Genomic DNA, 17499 nt, shown 5'->3' with positions numbered 1-17499 from the left:
TCATTGGTCGTCCATCGATTCCTGCCTTTCTGAAGCCACCCTGACGCTGCCATCGCCGGGGCATGTCGGATTTCGACACAGGCCTCGACTTTCAGCGTAGCGACTTTTGTCGATTTTGCCCGTGAACGGGATTGATCCAGATCAACTGCCTGAAAATGCGCTCCAGATGCACGACACATGATGCCCTCCCCTTCGCCCGACCAGACGCAATCCGTACACTGAGCACATCCAGACTCGGACGTCAGCTCGACCGGGTTCGTGATTCTCCTTCTGACACCGCAAGGAACGCATCGTGAGCTTCCGCTTTCTGCATACCTCGGACTGGCATCTCGGCCAGAGCTTCCATGGCCAGAGTCGCCATGTCGAACATGCCGCCTTTCTCGACTGGCTGCTGGCACGGCTCAAGTGTCTGACCCCGGACGCCCTGCTGATCGCCGGTGATCTGTTCGATGTGGTCAATCCGAGCCTCGCCGCCCAGGAGCTGCTCTACGACTTCATCGTGCGCGCCCACGAGCAGGACGCGGCGCTCGAGATCGTGATGATCGCCGGCAATCACGATTCCGGCTCGCGCATCGAGCTGCCAGCCGCCCTGCTGGCCCGCCTCAAGACCCATGCACTGGGCCGTGTGCGCTGGGTCGATGATTCTGCCGACGGAGGGGATGCCCACCATCTCGACTGTCAGCATCTGCTGGTGCCGTTGCATGATCGTGACGGCAAGCGCCGCGCCCTGTGTCTGGCGGTGCCCTTTCTGCGCCCGGCCGAGGTCACCGGCCTGGGAGCTGGCGAGGATGAGTCGCAGGACGTGAACAAGCCTGAGCGCACCCGCAGCGAGGCCTATCGCGCGGGAGTGGCCCGTGTGCACGAGCAGCTGGTCAGCGCGGCGCGTGCCGCCCGCCAGCCCGGCGAGGCGCTGATCGCCATGGGGCACGCGCACATGCGAGACGGCGAGGTCTCCGAGAACAGCGAGCGTCCGATCCTGATGGGAGGCGAAGAGGCGCTCTCGACCAGCCTGTTCCCCGACGACATCGCCTATGTAGCGCTCGGCCACCTGCATCGTCCGCAACGCGTGGGCGGCCAGGAGCGTATCCGCTATTGCGGCACGCCGCTGGCGATGGACTTCTCCGAGGTCGATTACGGTCACCGCGTGCTGGAGATCACTCTCGAAGACGAGACGCTCGCGGGCGTCGAGGAGCATCGCGTGCCCTGCCATGTCGCGCTCACGCGCATCGGGCCTGCACCGCTGACCGAGATCACCGCCCAGCTCACGGCGCTGGTCGCCGAGGCAGACCGTGAACTCGAGCCGGCACGCTGGCCGTGGCTTGAGGTAAGCGTGCAGCTGGAAGCGCCCGTCATCGACCTGCGCGCGCGCATCGAGGCACTGCTGGAAGACGCGCCGCTGCGGCTGATCAAGCTGGTCACCCGCTATCCGGCGCCCAGCGCCGAGAATCGCGCGCCGAAGGGCGTGAAGCTCGATGAGCTGGGACCGATGGGGCTGTTCGAGCGCCACTATCGCGCCACCTATGACAGCGAGCCGGCCCCGACGCTGATCGAGGATTTCGCCCAGCTGCTCGAGGAGGTCGAGATCGCGCGTGAGGCACGCCTGGCAGGGGAACCGAGCAAGGCCACCAAGCCCGGTCGCCAGGCCGACAAGACAGCCTCGGCAGACAAGGCCAAGGGAGGTCAGGCATGAAGATCCTCGCCCTGCGCCTCGACAACCTGGCCTCACTGGCCGGCGCGCATGAAGTCGACTTCGAGAAGGCGCCGCTGTCCGATGCGGGCCTGTTCGCCATCACCGGACCCACCGGGGCCGGCAAGAGCACGCTGCTCGATGCCCTGTGTCTGGCGCTCTACGGCACCACGCCACGCCTGCGCCAGACCCCGAGCGGCGGTCAGCTGGAGGATGTCGGCGAGCATCAGCTGACCCTCAAGGACCCGCGCAGCCTGCTCCGGCGCGGCTGCGGCGAAGGCAAGGCCGAGGTGGACTTCATCGGCCGCGATGGCCTGCGCTATCGCGCCGGCTGGACGGTCAGCCGCGCGCGCGGCAAACCCGGCGGGCGCCTGCAGAACGCCAAGCAACATCTCCAGCTGCTGCCCACGGCCGATGACACCCAGTCAGCTCAGACCCTCAATACCACCAGCAATGACGCCAAGGCGTTGATCATCGACAGACTGGGACTGAACTTCGAGCAGTTCACCCGCGCCGTGCTGCTGGCCCAGAGCGAGTTCAGCGCCTTCCTGCGCGCCAACGACAACGAGCGCTCGGAGCTGCTGGAGAAACTGACCGACACCGGCCACTACTCCGATATCTCGATCGCCGCCCACGAGCGTGAGCGCAGCGCCCGCGAGGCCGTCAACGAGCTCGAACGCCAGCTGGATGGCCAGCTGCCGGCAAGCCCGGACGAGCGCCAGGCACTCGAGGATGAGGTCCGTCTACGCCAGACGGCCATGACCCGCCTCAGCGAACAGCATGATGCGCTGACGGCCTATCACCAGTGGACCACCACGGCGGGCGAGCTCGAACAGGCCCTGGGTCAGGCGCAGCTTGAACAGAAGGAGGCTCACGCCGCCAGTGCTGCGCTATCCCGTCAGCGCGAGCAACTCAGCGCTCTGGAAGCCCTCGCACCGATTCGCCCTGCCCTGCTGCGCCTCAAGGCGATCTCGCCGCAGCATGCCCAGCTGACCACGCAGCTCACCCGAGTACAGCAACAGCTCGGCACTCTGTCACCACGCACCGAGCAGGCCCGGGCCGACAAGCAGGCCGCCGATGAACGCATGCAGCGTTGCGAGACCTGGCGTGGCGAGCAGCTGCCCAAGCTGGAAGAGGCCCGTCAGGTGGCCTCGCGTCTGGCACAACAACGCGAGACACATGTCAGCCAGCAGAGTGAGCAGCAACGCCTGCGCGACACGCTCGGCCACCATCAGCAGGAGCTGGAGACACAGGATCGCCAGCGCCAGCAGCTGGATCAGCAACTCCAGCAGCTGCAGGCGACGCTGGTCGACGAGTCCGGTCAGCCGCTGAGCGATGCCGAAGACCATCGGGACCAGCTGCAACGTCAGCGCGATGCATTGCTGCAGCTGAAACCTGTGCTCAGTGAGCAGATCAATGGCCTGGCCCGCCGTGATGAGGTCCAGCAGCGCCTTGTCGAGCTGGAGCAGCTGCTGCCTCGGCAGCAAGAGGCGTTGCGCGATGTGGCTGCCCGGCAGGCCCAGGCATTGCAGGCCCGTGATCAGGCGCGCCACGAGGAAGACGCCGAGCGCCGCCAGCAGGAGCAGGAGCGTCTGGCACGCAGCGACAACGTGATGGCGCTGCGCCGTGGGCTGGTCCATGGCGAGGAATGTCCGGTATGTGGCAGCCATGAGCACCCCGCCGCCGGCCAGGCCGCGCCGGCCGAGGCGCTGATCGCGCAGCTGGAACAGCAGGCCCGCGAGCGCCTTGAACAGCGCCGACAGGCCACGGCCACCGCGCAGCACGCCATGGAGGCGGCCAGTCACGAGCACGCACGTCTCGAGCAGCAGCTCGGCTACCTGCAGCAGGAACAGGCGCAGCTGCACACGGAGCGGCAACATCTGCAGCAGCAGGCGCAGACCTGTCAGTCGAATCTGACCGACATTCTGGCTCGGCATTCGCTGTCAGAGCAGCCGCTGCTTGAGTCCCTGCCCCAGCTGCCTGCCGCACGAGCACTGGAACTGATCGAGCAGCGCCTTGGCGAACTGGACGCCCGTCAGAACGCGCTGGTGACGACGCTGCGTCAGCTGACGCCGCTGCGGGAGCAACGCCAGGCACTGGCGACACGCCACGCCACGCTGACGACGCAATGCCAGCATGGCGAAGCGCAGCTTCAGCAGTGTGAGGCACGCATCGCGGCGCTGGCGAGCGAGATCGAGCAGCTGAGCGGCACGCTTGCCCAGCAGCTGAGCGCAGACCCCAGGCGACAGCATGCCAGCGTGAGCGACTGGTCCGACTGGGTCGAATCGCTGACCACCCGCATGCGCAATGAGCAGGAGGATGCGCGTCAGGCGCTGCAAGAGCTGAGCGACCAGCAACAGCAGCTGACGCAGCAGCAGGCCAACCTGCAGCAACGCCAAACGGAGCTGCAAGAGGAGCAGCGCGCGCTCGACAGTGAACGCGCGCATTGGCAGGCCGAGAACCCTGGCCTGGATGACGCGCGTATCGAGGAGTTGCTGGCCGTCGAGGATCACGACCTGCAGGCACTGCGCCAGCAACTGCGTACCGCCCACGAGCGAGTCGCACGCGCGGATGCCCTGTGTGAGGAGCGCAATGCGCGTCAGCTCAAACACTGGCAGGCCGCTCGGACCTCCGACTGGCAGGCAGCACTCGAACAGCTGGCAGCGCCCGCCGAGGACACGACTGGAGACGATACGCAGGCAGACGGTACCGCGGGAGACGGTGCATCAGGAGCTGAAGAGCTCGGCGTCATTCGCGGCCAGGCCAAGCAGGCATTGGCATTGCATGCTGGTCTGCAGGCCCGCTTGCAGGAGGCCCCGGAAGAAGGAGCCGCTGGCACACTGACGGATGCGCCGCCAGGGCCCGAGGACGACACCCGCGAGCTTGGCGAGGCGCTGGCCAGTCTGATCACGGCACTCAAGGCACCGCTCGATGCCGTGCGCGAGGCCCATCAGACGGCACAGGCGGCGATACTCAATGATGATCAGCGCCGCAGTGGCAGCGCCGCGCTTGCCGAGCGTCTCGCAGCCGCGCGTGCCGAACATCAGCGCTGGGGGGCGCTGTCGGAGCTGATCGGCAGCGCCAGCGGCGCCAGGTTCCGCACCATCGCCCAGGCCTTCAATCTCGAGCGCCTGATCGAGCATGCCAATCTGCACCTGACCAATCTGACACGTCGCTATCGTCTGGCCCGCGGCGCCAGCCCGCTGGGGCTGGTGGTGGTGGATACCGAGATGGGGGACGAGCTGCGCAGCGTTCACTCGCTGTCCGGCGGCGAGACCTTCCTTGTCTCGCTGGCACTGGCGCTGGGCCTGGCGGGCATGGCTTCCGGCGAGCTGCGCATCGAATCGCTGTTCATCGATGAGGGCTTCGGCAGTCTCGACCCGGATTCGCTGGCGCTGGCGATGGAGGCATTGGATGGCCTGCAGGCCAGCGGCCGTCGCGTCGGGGTCATATCGCATGTGGCCGAGATGCATGAACGCATTCCGGTGCGTATCGCGGTGCGCCCCTCGGGCAACGGTCAGAGCCGTCTGGAGATCGAAGGCTAAGCGTCGCCAGGCCTCGCAAAGACAGATAACGCAGAGACAGATAACGCGAAGACAGGTAATGCGAAGCTAGGCATCACGGAGCCGCTTGAGACGCCGGCTGGCAAGCTGATCCGCCAGTCGGGTCGGCTCGGGCAGCTTGGTCTTGCCCAGACAGTGCAGGGTCATCGAAAGCGCCGTCTCCAGATTCATGCGCTGGCCCGGCGAGACGAACACCGGCTTGACCTTCGCCCGTGAGCGCAGCACGGCGCCCAGCTGGCTGCGCTGTTCGCGTCTGGGCAGCGCGGTGTCCTCGATGATGCCGAGCTCGGCATCCGCCTCGCGTAAGCGATCCGTCAACGCGACCCAGTCACCACGCGCATCGCCCGGCTCACCATGCTTGCCGCACAGACGCTTCTTGGCCACTCCGAAGGACGGCAGGTCACACCACAGGCCAAGATGCGCCGCCACGCCCAGGCGGCGCGGATGGGCGATGCCATGACCGTCCACCATCAGGCATTCGGGCGGCCGCTCGAGTGCCTCAATGGCGGCGATGGCAGCGGGCAGCTCCCGAAACGACAGCAGGCCCGGAATGTAGGGCATGCGGGTCGGCTGACGGATCAGCTGTTGCTCAAGGGGTTCCAGGGTCGCCAGATCCAGCGTCACCACCGCCGCACGTGTCACCTCGCCTGCATCCTCGAAGCCGATATCGACCCCCGTGATGGTCGCCGGCCAGTCCTCGGGGCTTGCTCCCCAGAGCGGCGTCAGCGTCAGTCGCGTCGCCATTTCGCGTTGCTTGGCGACGGCGTCGGCAGGGTCGAGATTCCAATCGTGCAGTGCTGTCGTCCACTCACTCATGCACTTACTCATGCATTCCCTCACGGCGGTTGCGGGTCTCTCCCTCTCAGATGCTATCGATCGCCCTCACCTTCAAGTTGCTTGCCCAATGAACGCAGCACCTCCGCCGCCTGGTTGCGGAAGCTGTCCAGCCCGTTGCCGACCTCTCCCATGCTGCGTTCCAGCTGACGCGAGAGCCGATTGGAAAGCGGTTGATCCGCGCGTGCCGCCAGCTGCTCTAGCGTCATGTCGAGCACCAGGCGGTAGCGGATGTCGCCGGGGGCCGTGGCGGCGAGCGGATCACTGACGGCTTCACGAGTGAAGCGCGTGAAGTCGATGCTGGCCGCCTTGTCACCGCCTTCCGGACGGATCAACAGACGATGGATCTGGCCACGCGTATCACTGAGCACATCCTCGACCCGACCCAGCACCTCGCCCTGCGGCGTGACCACCGGTGACAGCCGCAGGGCCTCCAGCGAGACCAGCGGGACGCGAATCTCCGGCGTGGCGCTGCTGGCGGGCATGCCGGACTCGGCGTGGGCCGCGCTGAGCGACAACCAGGGTGTCGCCAGCAGAGCGCACAGTATCAGCTGGCGGGCGGGCGCGGCCTTCAGGCCACGGCGCAGGGCATCGAGTGAAGAGATCATGTGGGCATCCTCGGGAAATGATGGACGGTGGACGCTCCACCGCTATGCCAGAACAGGATACCAGCCCCTGTGGCGCCTTTCGTCCAGGCACAAAAAAACCGGCACCTCGTGAGAGGTACCGGTCTTTTCAGAAGCCGTGGCCAGCACTGTGTTCAGCGCCGGCCAGACTCAGGCCTGATCAGGCGCGACGACGGTCGTCGTTGCCACCTTCACGGCGCTGCGGACGAGCGCCCGCACCGTCTTCTGCCAGTTCCAGCGGACGGCCAGCGACGCGAGCGCGCGCCATCTTGGACACGATGCTGGTCGGCAGACCGCTCGGCAGTTCCACGACACTGTGCGTGTTGCGGATGTCGATGCGACCGATGCGCGAACCTTCGATGCCACCTTCGTTGGCGAGAGCGCCAACCAGCTGGCCCGGCTTGACGCCGTCACGATGGCCGACGGCCACACGGTAGAGCTTCATGCCTTCACGTGCGACCGGCGCAGAGTTGCGACGCTCACCACGTTCCGGACGCTCGCCGCGCTCAGGACGCTCGTTGCGACGCGCACCCGGCTTCGGCAGGGACTGGATCGGTGTCTCTTCGGCGCGAGCCATCTTGACGAAGACCGCGGCCAGCTCGACTGGATCATGACCTTCCTCGATCAGGCTCTGCACCAGGGCGCGGTGGCCATTGGAGCTGCTGCCCAGGGCTTCGACGACGCGAGCACGGAAGGCCGCGTCACGGTGAGCACGGATCTCTTCTTCGCTCGGCAGCTGGCGTTCGGTGATGCGCTGGCCCAGGGCCTGCTCCATCCAGCGAACCTTACGCATCTCGCGACCGCTGACGAAGGTGATGGCGCGACCTTCACGACCGGCACGACCAGTACGGCCAGTACGGTGCACGAAGGATTCGCTGTCACCCGGCAGGTCGTAGTTGAAGACGTGGGTGATACGCGCCACGTCCAGACCACGAGCGGCGACGTCGGTCGCGACCAGCACGTCGACCTTGCCACGCTTCAGACGCGTCACGGTACGCTCACGCAGGGACTGGTCCAGATCACCGGACAGTGCCGCAGCGGAGATACCGCGAGCCATCAGCTGCTCGACGACGGTGGTACAGGCGGCACGAGTCCGCACGAAGACGATGGCGGCATCGACGGTCTCGACTTCCAGCAGGCGAGACAGCGCTTCCAGCTTGGCGCCGCCTTCGACACGCACCATCATCTGCTCGATGGTGGAAGCGGTCTTGGATTCGGACTTGATGGCCACCTTGATCGGGTCAACCAGGTAACGGTTGACGATACGCTCGATCTCGGTCGGAAGCGTCGCGGAGAAGAACACGCGCTGTGCTTCCTTCGGGGTATCGGCGACGACGCGCTTGACGTCATCGATGAAGCCCATGCGCAGCATCTCGTCGGCTTCGTCCAGCACCAGGGCGGACAGGCCGTCGAGCTTCAGGCTCTTGCGATCCAGGTGGTCGATGACACGACCCGGAGTCCCGACGACGATCTGGGCGCCGCTCTTCAGGCTGCGCATCTGCTCGCGGTAGTCCTGACCACCACAAAGGGTGGCAACTTCCAGGCCACGCATGAACTGGCCGTAACGAGTGAAGTTGACAGCGACCTGCTGAGCCAGCTCACGGGTCGGAGCCAGCACGAGAACCTGCGGCTCGCGGCGGTCGAGGTCCAGACGGGTCAGCAGCGGCAGAGCGAAGGCCGCAGTCTTGCCGGTACCGGTCTGGGCCTGACCGATCATGTCACGGCCATCGAGCAGGCTCGGGATGGTCTGGGCCTGGATGGGGGACGGTGTTTCGTAGCCCAGCTTCTCGAGAGAGGTCAGGACGGCAGGCAGCAGGGCAAGATCGCTGAAGCGATCGACGACGGAAGTCGTGGTCATGTATATCTCACACCTAAATGGCTACAAGTGAAGCTTGTAGCTGAAGAATGGGTCGGCTTGAACCGACACGAAGCGTAAGGGCTCCGTCTGGCGATGCCGTCAGGCACGAGGCGCTGGCATCATCAGAAAAAACGTACGAGTGCTTGGACGTCTTGGCATGGACGGGCCCGGGTTGCTCTGATGGCAGACGCATTTCCGCTATCAGGCACAACGCTGCGGCGACCGTACAGCAACCAGAGGCTCTCCACTTGAGAGTCTCGGGGCGCTCCATCATGCACACTGTGGACTGGGACGGGTCTTGCGTCGCGGCGGCCGGACATCGAAGGATCGAGGGGTCACGGAGGGCTCGGGGCAAGCTACGCCACTCGGTCCGGGAGGCGCGAAATTACCGTCTGAAGGCCTGTCAAGAAAGGCGATCACCGGCTTCGGCTACTCAGGATGGTGGGTCACTACATGCGAGGAGCTGGCATTCTAGCAGTCCCTCGCGCATTCTGCATCCTTTCTTTTGACCTTGGTCGCAGGCCAGGCGTCTATCGGCGCAGGCCACACTCGCCAATTCCCTCTGACAGGAGACGGCATGACTGACGTGCAAGACCCCACCACCCCCTCACCCGCCGAGCCCATCACCACGCTGTGGGTCGATGCTGACGCCTGCCCGCGCGCGGCGCGCGACATCCTGGTCCGCGCCGCGGAGCGGACCGCGACCCCCACCTGGTTCGTGGCCAATCATCAGGTGCCGCTGCCACGCTCGGTGCATGTCAAGGCGCTGTCCGTCCCTGCCGGTGCCGATGCGGCGGACCAGTTGATCGTCGAGCGCGCCCGGCCCGGCGACATGGTGATCACGTCCGACCTGCCGCTGGCGCTGGAGGCGATCGAGAAAGGTGCCCTGGTGATGACGAGCCGCGGCGAGACACTGGATGCCAACAACATCCGCGCCAAGGTTCAGATGCGCGATTTCATGGAGAGCATGCGTTCCAGCGGCGAACACACCGGCGGCCCCTCCGCCTATGGCCAGCGCGAGCAGCGCGACTTCGGCAATGCGCTGGACCGCTGGCTGGCCAAGGCCAGACGAACCAGGCCGTGAGGCCGAACGCCTCGTCCCGGCAGCGATGGCTTCAGTGGTGGCGGCGAATGCCCTGCCCTGTCAGGCGCTCACGATCATGCGGTGCCTCGAGATCCAGCATCGGGCCGAGGGGCACGATACCGGTCGGATTCACCGCCAGCTGACTGCCGTAGTAGTGGGTCTTGATCTGCGCGAGATCGCAGGTCTCGGCGACGCCCGGCCACTGGTACAGCTCGCGCAGGTAATTCGAGAGATTGGGATAGTCACTGATGCGGCGCTGATTGCACTTGAAGTGGCCGTGATAGACGACATCGAAGCGCAGCAGCGTGGTGAAGAGGCGGATGTCCGCTTCGGTCAACCACTCACCGACCAGATAGCGCGAGTCGGCCAGACGGCGTTCCAGTGAATCCAGGCAGGCGAACAGCGCGGTGAAGTGACGCTCATAGGCCTGCTGGCTGGTGGCAAAACCGGTCTTGTAGACGCCATTGTTGACCTTGTCGTAGATCTCGGCATTGAGAGCGTCGATCTCGCCGCGCAGGTCCTCGGGAGAGAAATCCAGGTCATTGCCGGTCAGCGGATCGAAGGCGTCGTTGAAGATGCGCACCAGGTCAGCGGATTCGTTGTTGACGATGCGCCCCGCCTTGCGATCCCACAGCGCCGGTACGGTGACACGGCCGGTGTAGTGCGGGTCAGTCATGGTGTAGAGCTGATGGTGGTAGCGCACGCCGTTGATCGGATCGCCACTGGAGCCCTCTTCCTCGAGATAGCTCCAGCCATGTTCCAGCATGTAGGGGCTGGTGAAGGACATGCCCACGACCGGCGTCAGTCCCTTGAGAGAGCGCATCACCAGCGCACGGTGGGCCCACGGACAGGCCAGCGAGACATAGAGATGATAGCGCCCGACTTCGGCGGGCACGGCAGACTGGCCGTCAGGGCCCTGCTCGGCCGCACCTGGGGGTACGACCCAGTCACGCAGGCTGGCACTCTCGCGCTTGAATTCCCCGCCATTGCTGTCGGTATCGTAACCACGGTTCTGCCAGGTGCCATCGACCAGTAAGCCCATGAGGAAATGTCCTGTCATGCAAGGTGAGGATAGCCATTCAAGGGATCGCAGAGGAGCCATGGTCCCCGCACGCAACGAATGACGCCTCTTTGACAGGTGGTAGCGCCCAGAGGCTTTTCCAATCCCCAGCCGCTTCCTCATGTGGCTCAGGAGTGCTTCACCCCCCTTGAACGCTGTGATGCAGCTGCTCGACCATCGCACGCACGCCAGGGCCGGCGCTGTCGGCATCGGGCAGGTAGAGATGAATGTCGATCTCACGCTCGCCGCCGTTGAGCAAGGGCAAGGGCACGAGTGCCCCCTGGGTCAGCGCCTGCGAGATTCGTGAACGCGGCAGCCAGGCAAAGCCCAGGCCACGCTCGGCGAGATCGACGGACGTCGCCAGATGACTCACCGTCCAGCGCTCCTCTGCCTTCAGCCAGCCGGCATCCATGCCTGTCGAGCGACTGCTGTCGCGCACCACCAGCTGCCGATGCTGTTCGAGGTCACGCAGATCCAGCGGCCGTCCCAGCGCATGCAGGGGATGCCTTGGCGCCGCTACCGCCACGAAGGTTTCCCGCACCAGCAGGCTACCAAGCTGCCCTTCCTGTGGCAGCGCGCTGACCAGCAGATCGACCTGGCCGGCATCCCAGAGCTCACTGCCACCCGTCAGGGTGGTTTCGTGCAGCTGTATCCGTACCTGGGGATAGGCCGCGGAGAACCCCTCCAACGCACGGGCCAGCAGGTCCGAGGGAAACAGCTGATCCACGGCCAGGCTTATCTCGCTCTCCATGCCTTGTGACAGCGCCTGGGCCACATCCTCCAGCGCGCTGGCACTCTCGATCAACTGGCGTGCGCGACGCAGGAGCATCTCGCCGGCCTCGGTCAGGCGCACGTTGCGCCCCACCGGCTCCAGCAACGGCACTCCCAGCAACGCCTCCAGGCGATGCACCGCATGATTGAGCGTGGAGGGGCTCTTGTGCACGGCCTCGGCGGCTCGGGCAAAACTGCCATGATCGACCACGGCGGCCAGCATCTGCCATTGGGCCAGAGTCACTCGAGACGACATCGGACATTCTCCACTGATTTCCTGTTGCCACGCGGGCGCACGAAAGGCGAGACAGGGCGACACGAGCGACGCCACCCTGCTGTCCCTCTGGACAATCTTCGCCCCCTTCAGAGATCTCATGTTGCGACGCCAGAGCATCATGTGCCAACACGTTCGCCACTCTGCGTCACAATCCTCTGACAACAGGACGCTATCCTCGTGATGTACGCACTGACTTGCAGAATATTTCGACGAAGTTACAAAATTTAACAGCAAGCAGATATTACTGTGAGAACAGCGTTTCTTAAGCAAAAATGGCGGGATTTTCGACTGTCCTCATAAAACAGACACCGCTAGCACGACCCCTGATGATCAAAACAGGGTTGAATTCCTAATACTGGACATGTGTCCAGCCTATCGAATGCGCAAAAGCTTGGTTAAGGTTCGGATGCGAATCTGTCGTCTTCTGTTCTGTTCACTTCATCACATCATCGGTCAACTATGCTGCGAATCCTTCATTCGCTCCCACGCGTGCACAAGTATCTTCTTTTACCTGTTGCCACAATGGTCACCGTGCTGGGCGCTCACAAGCTTCTTGAAACTCTGGACTCTCAAGAGATCTCACCTGCCTCTCGCCACCTCGCCATCGACCTGGCCAATGCCAGCTCGGAGGTGACGAACGCATTGCCGGTTGCCATCGCGCACGCGCAACAGACGCCTGCTCCGCTGGCCACGGCCAGTCTTGATGCGGGGCATCAGGCACTGAGCGCAGCTGGCGAGGTGCCGCTCTCCGCGCTGACGCCGAGTGAGGTCATCGATGTCGACTTCGACATGCCGGTGATGTTGACCGACGCCAACTACCCTGCCGGTGAAGCTGAGCCCGGCCCGATCGTGGCACTGGCACCTTCTGCCGTGAAGACGGCCGAGGCGGTGATCGCCACCGCGACCGATGAGCAGGCCGGCGGGACCTCCTACGATGATCTGTCCGTCGATCCGGTCGAGCTGGGCGAGAGCCCGACGCTGCAGACCGAACTGGCAGCCAAGGAAGTCTATGTCCCGGAATGGCAGACCTACACCGTTCAGGCGGGCGACACCTTTGCCGTGATGGCGGAGCGTTCTCTGGGGCTCGGCTATCGCGAGACCACCCGCATCATCAAGTCGCTGCCGGACAAGCGTGTGCTGACCCACTGGCGCATCGGTGACAGCCTCGACTACAAGCTCGACGAGGACGGCAACCTGCTGGCGCTGCGCATCATGAAGGATGCGCGTCGCGGCTTCATGGTCAAGCGTGACCCACAGCAGGATTCCTTCAGCGTCGCCAAGATAGAGAAGGCCACTCAAGCGACCCAGCGTCTGTTCGCCGGTACCGTCAGCGGCAGCTTCTCGCTCTCGGCGGAGGCCACCGGTCTTGGCGTGGCGGATGTCACCCAGCTGACCCAGGTACTGGGCAAGAAGATCGATTTCCGCCGCGATACCCGCAAGGGCGACAAGTTCCAGGTGCTGGTCGAGTCCGACATGATCGATGGCACCAGCACCGACTCGCGCATTCTGGCCGCGCGCTACGAGGGTACCCGCAAGTCATTGACCGTGGTGCGCAATGCCGCCGATGGCCGCTACTACACTCCGGACGGCAAGGGGCTCGACCCGGCCTTCAATCGCTACCCGCTGGCTCACAAGGCGCGCATCAGCTCGCCCTTCAACCTGAGCCGTCGCCATCCGGTCACTGGTCGCATCAGCCCGCACAAGGGCACCGACTTTGCCGTTCGCGTCGGTACACCGGTCCTGTCCACGGCTGATGGCGTGGTCGAACTGGTCGGCAACCATCCGCTGGCGGGCCGCTACCTCGTGCTGCGCATGGACAACGGCTACAAGACCCGCTACCTGCACCTCTCCAGACCCCTGGTCAAGAAAGGCGAGCGCGTGAAGATGGGCGAGAAGATCGCCCTGTCCGGCAATACCGGCCGCTCCACCGGCCCGCACCTTCACTATGAGGTGATGGTCAACAATCGTCAGGTCGATGCCATGCGCGTCCAGCTGCCGAACAACAAGTCACTGTCCGGCAAGGCGCTGGCCGCCTTCAAGCGTGAGTCACAGAACATGCTGGCCAAGCTGGAAGCCGCCGACAACACCGGCGCCATCGCCAAGGCATCGACGCCGACAGGCTCTGACGAAAGCTGATTCGCGCCACGCCCTGAAACGCAAGAGGCCCTCACCGACGTGAGGGCCTCTTGCGTTTCAGGGCGTGGCATCTCCGGATACCCCGGTGATGTCGTTACTTCTTGATACCCTTGTTGGCGGCCTGCTCCAGCAGCTCTTCGGCTTCACTGGACGCCCCCTCCTCGCGCATCCTGGCCACATCCGCATACAGGCAGACGTAAGTGCCGCACGAGGCGCAGAAGACCTTGTCTTCCGGATTGTGCACCTGAGAGACGCGCATCCGCTTGCTACCACAGTCGGGGCACGGCTTGGGGATACGCAGTTCCTCGGATAGATCGGACATGTAACAGCCTCCTGTGCAGTCTCTGGAAGGCATGCATCCGCGACGCAAGCCCGGGGAACGGGAAGTGCGCAGGATCCATGCGGTTGTGAAAGACATGGGGGCAGGCATCCTGCTTGCAACCCCATGGCGTGCTTGCCACCGAAGGTCGAGAAGAGCAGCTGTTAGGCGGCTGCCTGTCTCCTGCACACGACTTCCTTCCCGCTCGCGTCGTGTGCCAGGAACGCAAAGCCCCCGACGCGGGCGGGGGCTTTGCATTGAGCTGGAGACCTCAGGATGCGCGAACTCTCAAGCCGCGCTGATGCGTTCACCGCTGACGATGGCATCCTGACGATTTCTCGCGGAGTGCTCCAGAGGGCGTCGCTGCGCATGGGAGCGGGCACCATCTCGCGTCAGACGAAACTCTTCCTGGAGTGCCATCTCACGTGCTGCCAGTCGGAAGTCCCCCATGGAACACAGGACATGACCATTCGGGCATTTCAACAGGTGCTCATCGGGGAGATCACAGGCTGGCCAATGCAATGATTCATTGCACTCGGGGCAGCGAGGACCATTACTGGTCGGGATTGAAGTAGAAAACATGCGCGAACTCCTTTTCGGCGCAAGAGGTGACGTTGTCATGACCAGGCTCTCGATAAGGGGATCATGCAGACATGGCTCAGCATGCGTGCGCATGATGGAGACACGAGGCCGCAGACTCCATTGCACTTTATGTTAGAAATATCAGATTCCCTGCTGATGTCCCGGATATCTCGAGGCATCTCCAGCATGTCTCATCCGCGACAGGGCATCAGACGCGCCTCATTCTGGCAGGACAATCTTACAAACGAATAACACTCCCACGGATGATGCAGATCAAGGCTGTCTCGAAACACGCTGATTGCCTTGTCGGATGACACACAAAAAAATCCCGGCCAATGGCCGGGAAAACACTCTCAGGCAGAACAGGACCTGAATCGGGAGCCAACGCTCACCGAGGGGGTCGACCAGGACGCTGGACAGTCGCCAGCGGTATCACGAATTCATGTCGCCTCTGACAAGGCACTTGCTCGGGGCTACGGCAATGGACGATTGACCGAAAGGATGACGATTGCCGAAGCCTGACTCTCACATCTCACTGACCAGCATGCTGGACGACTGATGAATGCCGTATCACCTGCTGGCTGTCAGTGGGTAGAACATCTCAAGCCTGTGCATCAAGCTGCTTGATCACCTGGTTGGCCATCAAGGCAGGGTCGATGGTGGCACGCTTGCGAGCGCTGGCTTCAAGCCGGTCGCGCAGCATGAACCACACCCCGAGAAATTCGTCGCACTCGGCGCAGCTCACGATATCGTCATCTGCCGGGCTTTCTCCCAGATTGACGCGATTGCTGCCACAACGTGAACACTCCATGGGAACCTTGCGCACTGCGTTCATCTCGATGCCCTCCGCTGGATCCTTGATGAAAACTCTCACGGCCTTCCTCAATAGATTCGACCGTGACCTGCCAGATCTCGAGCAAGGAAAGGACGAGGGCTTGAAAAGCACGCTGCGGATCTCCATTCCCTCTCTTGGCGAGGCGTTCATCGTTGGCCTCGCTGCGCTCTGACACCCTCAAAGTTAGACACTTGAAAACTGCTGTACAAGTTTTTCTGAGTATCAAAACGTATCTGTATAGCTAACGTACACCCTGAACTTCCCCTCTTGAACTGCGATTACGCAGCGTTGATCCCCCTGCAGATGTCGATCTCACCACTGACGATCGTCACGCCCCGACCGTAACACTTCGCTACAAATTCAGTGATCGTGCAATGAAAACTGCAGGTACAGTGCGACATTCTCCTCCGCCAGCACGGATGACAGCGCGGTTGGCCGTCGATATTCACTGATGGACACCTCCATGCCTTGCCCTCCTGTTCTGCCGGCAGACCGCCGTAGCCCCGCCAGACGCCGGCATCTCGCTGGCCGAAAAGTGCACCTGATTCGTGACGAGCGCATGAACTACCGTACAAGTTTTTCCGCTCCCCCCTTGAAACTTGATCGCGTCATCTGAATCTTAGGAAGCATGGCTGCACGAGATGGCAGCCCGACATCGACCATGTCCTGATTGGCCCACCACTGCAGCACGCCACGCAGTCGCCGGCGGATTACATCAGGGCAGACGGCAACGAAGAATCGACACGCAAGGAGTACGGCATGAGCAAGATGAACCGCAAACAGATTCTGGGTGCGATCACCGCGACCACTCTGCTGACCACCTCCGGCCTGGCCATGGCCAATCCGCAGGGACTCTACTCCGCTGATGAACTGATGGATGCTGACGTCTATCTGCAGAACGACGACCAGCAAGTCGTGGGTGAAGTGGAAGATGTGCTGCTCGACGACAACATGCAGGTCGCCGCGCTGGTGGTCGAGAGTGATGAAGTGCTGGGCCTTGATGATCAGCAGTACGTGGTCGAGACCGGCAAGTTCACGCTGGAAACCCGTCAGGGTGACGACATCGACAATCTCGAATATCGCATTCATGTGAACATGGATGAGGCTCAGCTCAAGGAACAGCCGCAGTACACCACCGACTGGTGGCAGGACACTCGCAAGAGCGCGGCCGCTGCCTGGGATGAGACCAAGGACACTGCTGCCAGCGCTTGGCAGGACACTCGTCAGGCAACCGCCAATGCCCTGACCTCGGCAGGCAACGCGATCAGCGGTGCCGCCAATGACGCCCAGGATGAGATGGCAGACGAAACTCAGTGATCACCACTGACACCGAAGCGTCTTGCGCCATTCTCGTGGCAGTGACATGAAGGATTCGTCGCCGCCCGCAAGGCAGTGACATCAGAGCAGTCCTTTATGACGTTCGAGCCGACGCCCCGTCGCCACCTGGCACGGGGCGTTCTGGTATCTGGCGGTGCGAAGGCGAGCCGGAACGACTGACGTGCTGATGCGAGCCCATGCAACCGAGATCCCCGCCAGCGAAAGGCGAAGAGCCACGGAGGAGAGCCGAAAGCGGAAAACCATCGATCTGGCGAAACGGGCAGGCACAAAAAAAGCCGCCGATTGCGACCTGGCAGGCGCTACAGAAAAGCGCCTCGGGATGGTGGGCCCAGCAGGACTTGAACCTGCGACCAATCGATTATGAGTCGAGTGCTCTAACCAACTGAGCTATGGGCCCGGACAGCGCCGCTATGATAGCGAAAGCCAAAGCGTCAGGAAAGCCCGAAAACTCAACAACATAGACCTCGCTGGACACGAGCCGCCGTCACCGCCTCCGATCAGCCCCATCCCGCCTGCCACCCTGTCACGA

At 63.4% G+C, this 17499-nt stretch carries 14 protein-coding genes and 1 tRNA gene; 6 read left to right on the top strand and 9 right to left on the bottom strand.

Going from position 1 to position 17499, the window contains the following annotated elements; genetic code table 11:
* Nucleotides 1-292: 292 nt before the first annotated feature.
* Both PJK54_RS05395 and PJK54_RS05390 read left to right on the top strand, forming a co-directional pair.
* The gene (locus tag PJK54_RS05395) at nucleotides 293-1690 is read left to right on the top strand and encodes an exonuclease SbcCD subunit D C-terminal domain-containing protein (protein ID WP_271302408.1); all 1398 of its coding nucleotides are present in this window, start codon (nucleotides 293-295) and stop codon (nucleotides 1688-1690) included.
* A complete protein-coding gene (locus PJK54_RS05390) occupies nucleotides 1687-5232 on the top strand; it encodes an AAA family ATPase (protein ID WP_271302407.1) in 3546 nt (1181 codons plus the stop codon). The genes PJK54_RS05395 and PJK54_RS05390 overlap by 4 nt, the downstream gene beginning before the upstream one ends.
* A 66-nt stretch (nucleotides 5233-5298) precedes the next feature.
* Here the strand turns inward: PJK54_RS05390 and nfi are convergent, their stop codons facing one another.
* From nfi to PJK54_RS05375, 3 genes are all read right to left on the bottom strand, one after another.
* Nucleotides 5299-6066 (bottom strand): deoxyribonuclease V, encoded by a 768-nt coding sequence (gene nfi / locus PJK54_RS05385; protein ID WP_271302406.1) that lies wholly within the window; start codon nucleotides 6064-6066, stop codon nucleotides 5299-5301.
* A gap of 53 nt (nucleotides 6067-6119) precedes the next feature.
* A complete protein-coding gene (locus tag PJK54_RS05380; protein ID WP_271302405.1) occupies nucleotides 6120-6692 on the bottom strand; it encodes a PRC-barrel domain-containing protein in 573 nt (190 codons plus the stop codon).
* 178 nt (nucleotides 6693-6870) lie between these two features.
* A complete protein-coding gene (locus PJK54_RS05375; protein WP_271302404.1) occupies nucleotides 6871-8568 on the bottom strand; it encodes a DEAD/DEAH box helicase in 1698 nt (565 codons plus the stop codon).
* Between the two features lie 577 nt (nucleotides 8569-9145).
* Here PJK54_RS05375 and PJK54_RS05370 point away from each other — a divergent pair.
* Nucleotides 9146-9652 carry a YaiI/YqxD family protein gene (locus PJK54_RS05370; RefSeq protein WP_077379167.1) on the top strand — a complete coding sequence of 169 codons (507 nt, stop codon included), beginning with the start codon at nucleotides 9146-9148 and terminating at the stop codon, nucleotides 9650-9652.
* A 31-nt stretch (nucleotides 9653-9683) separates the two neighbouring features.
* Here the strand turns inward: PJK54_RS05370 and PJK54_RS05365 are convergent, their stop codons facing one another.
* Both PJK54_RS05365 and PJK54_RS05360 read right to left on the bottom strand, forming a co-directional pair.
* The gene (locus tag PJK54_RS05365) at nucleotides 9684-10694 is read right to left on the bottom strand and encodes a glutathione S-transferase family protein (RefSeq protein WP_271302403.1); all 1011 of its coding nucleotides are present in this window, start codon (nucleotides 10692-10694) and stop codon (nucleotides 9684-9686) included.
* Between the two features lie 157 nt (nucleotides 10695-10851).
* Complete coding sequence (locus PJK54_RS05360; protein WP_077379163.1) at nucleotides 10852-11739, bottom strand: LysR family transcriptional regulator; 888 nt, start codon at nucleotides 11737-11739, stop codon at nucleotides 10852-10854.
* Nucleotides 11740-12282: 543 nt separating this feature from the next.
* Here PJK54_RS05360 and PJK54_RS05355 point away from each other — a divergent pair.
* Entirely contained in the window at nucleotides 12283-13896 is a 1614-nt protein-coding gene (locus PJK54_RS05355; protein WP_240704272.1) for a peptidoglycan DD-metalloendopeptidase family protein, read from the top strand.
* Between the two features lie 94 nt (nucleotides 13897-13990).
* Here PJK54_RS05355 and PJK54_RS05350 read toward each other — a convergent pair whose 3' ends face one another.
* The 3 genes from PJK54_RS05350 to PJK54_RS05340 all read right to left on the bottom strand — a co-directional run bounded on the left by PJK54_RS05350 (nucleotide 13991) and on the right by PJK54_RS05340 (nucleotide 15632).
* Nucleotides 13991-14218, bottom strand: coding sequence for a hypothetical protein (locus PJK54_RS05350; RefSeq protein ID WP_077379159.1), 228 nt, complete (start codon nucleotides 14216-14218; stop codon nucleotides 13991-13993).
* A gap of 285 nt (nucleotides 14219-14503) precedes the next feature.
* Nucleotides 14504-14797, bottom strand: coding sequence for a hypothetical protein (locus PJK54_RS05345; RefSeq protein WP_136939025.1), 294 nt, complete (start codon nucleotides 14795-14797; stop codon nucleotides 14504-14506).
* 601 nt (nucleotides 14798-15398) lie between these two features.
* The gene (locus PJK54_RS05340) at nucleotides 15399-15632 is read right to left on the bottom strand and encodes a hypothetical protein (RefSeq protein WP_065392415.1); all 234 of its coding nucleotides are present in this window, start codon (nucleotides 15630-15632) and stop codon (nucleotides 15399-15401) included.
* A 25-nt stretch (nucleotides 15633-15657) separates the two neighbouring features.
* On the opposite strand from PJK54_RS05340, the gene PJK54_RS05335 reads away from it, so the two are divergent.
* Both PJK54_RS05335 and PJK54_RS05330 read left to right on the top strand, forming a co-directional pair.
* Nucleotides 15658-15804: a hypothetical protein gene (locus tag PJK54_RS05335; protein WP_157109499.1), complete on the top strand. Its 147-nt coding sequence runs from the start codon at nucleotides 15658-15660 to the stop codon at nucleotides 15802-15804.
* Between the two features lie 587 nt (nucleotides 15805-16391).
* A complete protein-coding gene (locus tag PJK54_RS05330) occupies nucleotides 16392-16949 on the top strand; it encodes a PRC-barrel domain-containing protein (protein ID WP_065392634.1) in 558 nt (185 codons plus the stop codon).
* Between the two features lie 341 nt (nucleotides 16950-17290).
* Here the strand turns inward: PJK54_RS05330 and PJK54_RS05325 are convergent.
* A tRNA-Ile gene (locus PJK54_RS05325) sits at nucleotides 17291-17367 on the bottom strand.
* Nucleotides 17368-17499 lie beyond the last annotated feature (132 nt).

Source organism: Cobetia sp. MMG027, from assembly GCF_027947415.1.
Taxonomy (GTDB): domain Bacteria; phylum Pseudomonadota; class Gammaproteobacteria; order Pseudomonadales; family Halomonadaceae; genus Cobetia; species Cobetia marina.
This window is presented reverse-complemented; position numbering and strand designations above follow the sequence as displayed.

What these genes read in the sequence shown, in the direction of transcription:
- PJK54_RS05390 (WP_271302407.1), top strand. Translation starts at nt 1,687, where the DNA reads ATGAAGATCCTCGCCCTGCGCCTCGACAACCTGGCCTCACTGGCCGGC.
- nfi (WP_271302406.1), bottom strand. Translation starts at nt 6,066, where the DNA reads ATGAGTGAGTGGACGACAGCACTGCACGATTGGAATCTCGACCCTGCC.
- PJK54_RS05380 (WP_271302405.1), bottom strand. Translation starts at nt 6,692, where the DNA reads ATGATCTCTTCACTCGATGCCCTGCGCCGTGGCCTGAAGGCCGCGCCC.
- PJK54_RS05375 (WP_271302404.1), bottom strand. Translation starts at nt 8,568, where the DNA reads ATGACCACGACTTCCGTCGTCGATCGCTTCAGCGATCTTGCCCTGCTG.
- PJK54_RS05370 (WP_077379167.1), top strand. Translation starts at nt 9,146, where the DNA reads ATGACTGACGTGCAAGACCCCACCACCCCCTCACCCGCCGAGCCCATC.
- PJK54_RS05365 (WP_271302403.1), bottom strand. Translation starts at nt 10,694, where the DNA reads ATGGGCTTACTGGTCGATGGCACCTGGCAGAACCGTGGTTACGATACC.
- PJK54_RS05360 (WP_077379163.1), bottom strand. Translation starts at nt 11,739, where the DNA reads ATGTCGTCTCGAGTGACTCTGGCCCAATGGCAGATGCTGGCCGCCGTG.
- PJK54_RS05355 (WP_240704272.1), top strand. Translation starts at nt 12,283, where the DNA reads ATGGTCACCGTGCTGGGCGCTCACAAGCTTCTTGAAACTCTGGACTCT.
- PJK54_RS05350 (WP_077379159.1), bottom strand. Translation starts at nt 14,218, where the DNA reads ATGTCCGATCTATCCGAGGAACTGCGTATCCCCAAGCCGTGCCCCGAC.
- PJK54_RS05345 (WP_136939025.1), bottom strand. Translation starts at nt 14,797, where the DNA reads ATGTTTTCTACTTCAATCCCGACCAGTAATGGTCCTCGCTGCCCCGAG.
- PJK54_RS05340 (WP_065392415.1), bottom strand. Translation starts at nt 15,632, where the DNA reads ATGAACGCAGTGCGCAAGGTTCCCATGGAGTGTTCACGTTGTGGCAGC.
- PJK54_RS05335 (WP_157109499.1), top strand. Translation starts at nt 15,658, where the DNA reads ATGAAAACTCTCACGGCCTTCCTCAATAGATTCGACCGTGACCTGCCA.
- PJK54_RS05330 (WP_065392634.1), top strand. Translation starts at nt 16,392, where the DNA reads ATGAGCAAGATGAACCGCAAACAGATTCTGGGTGCGATCACCGCGACC.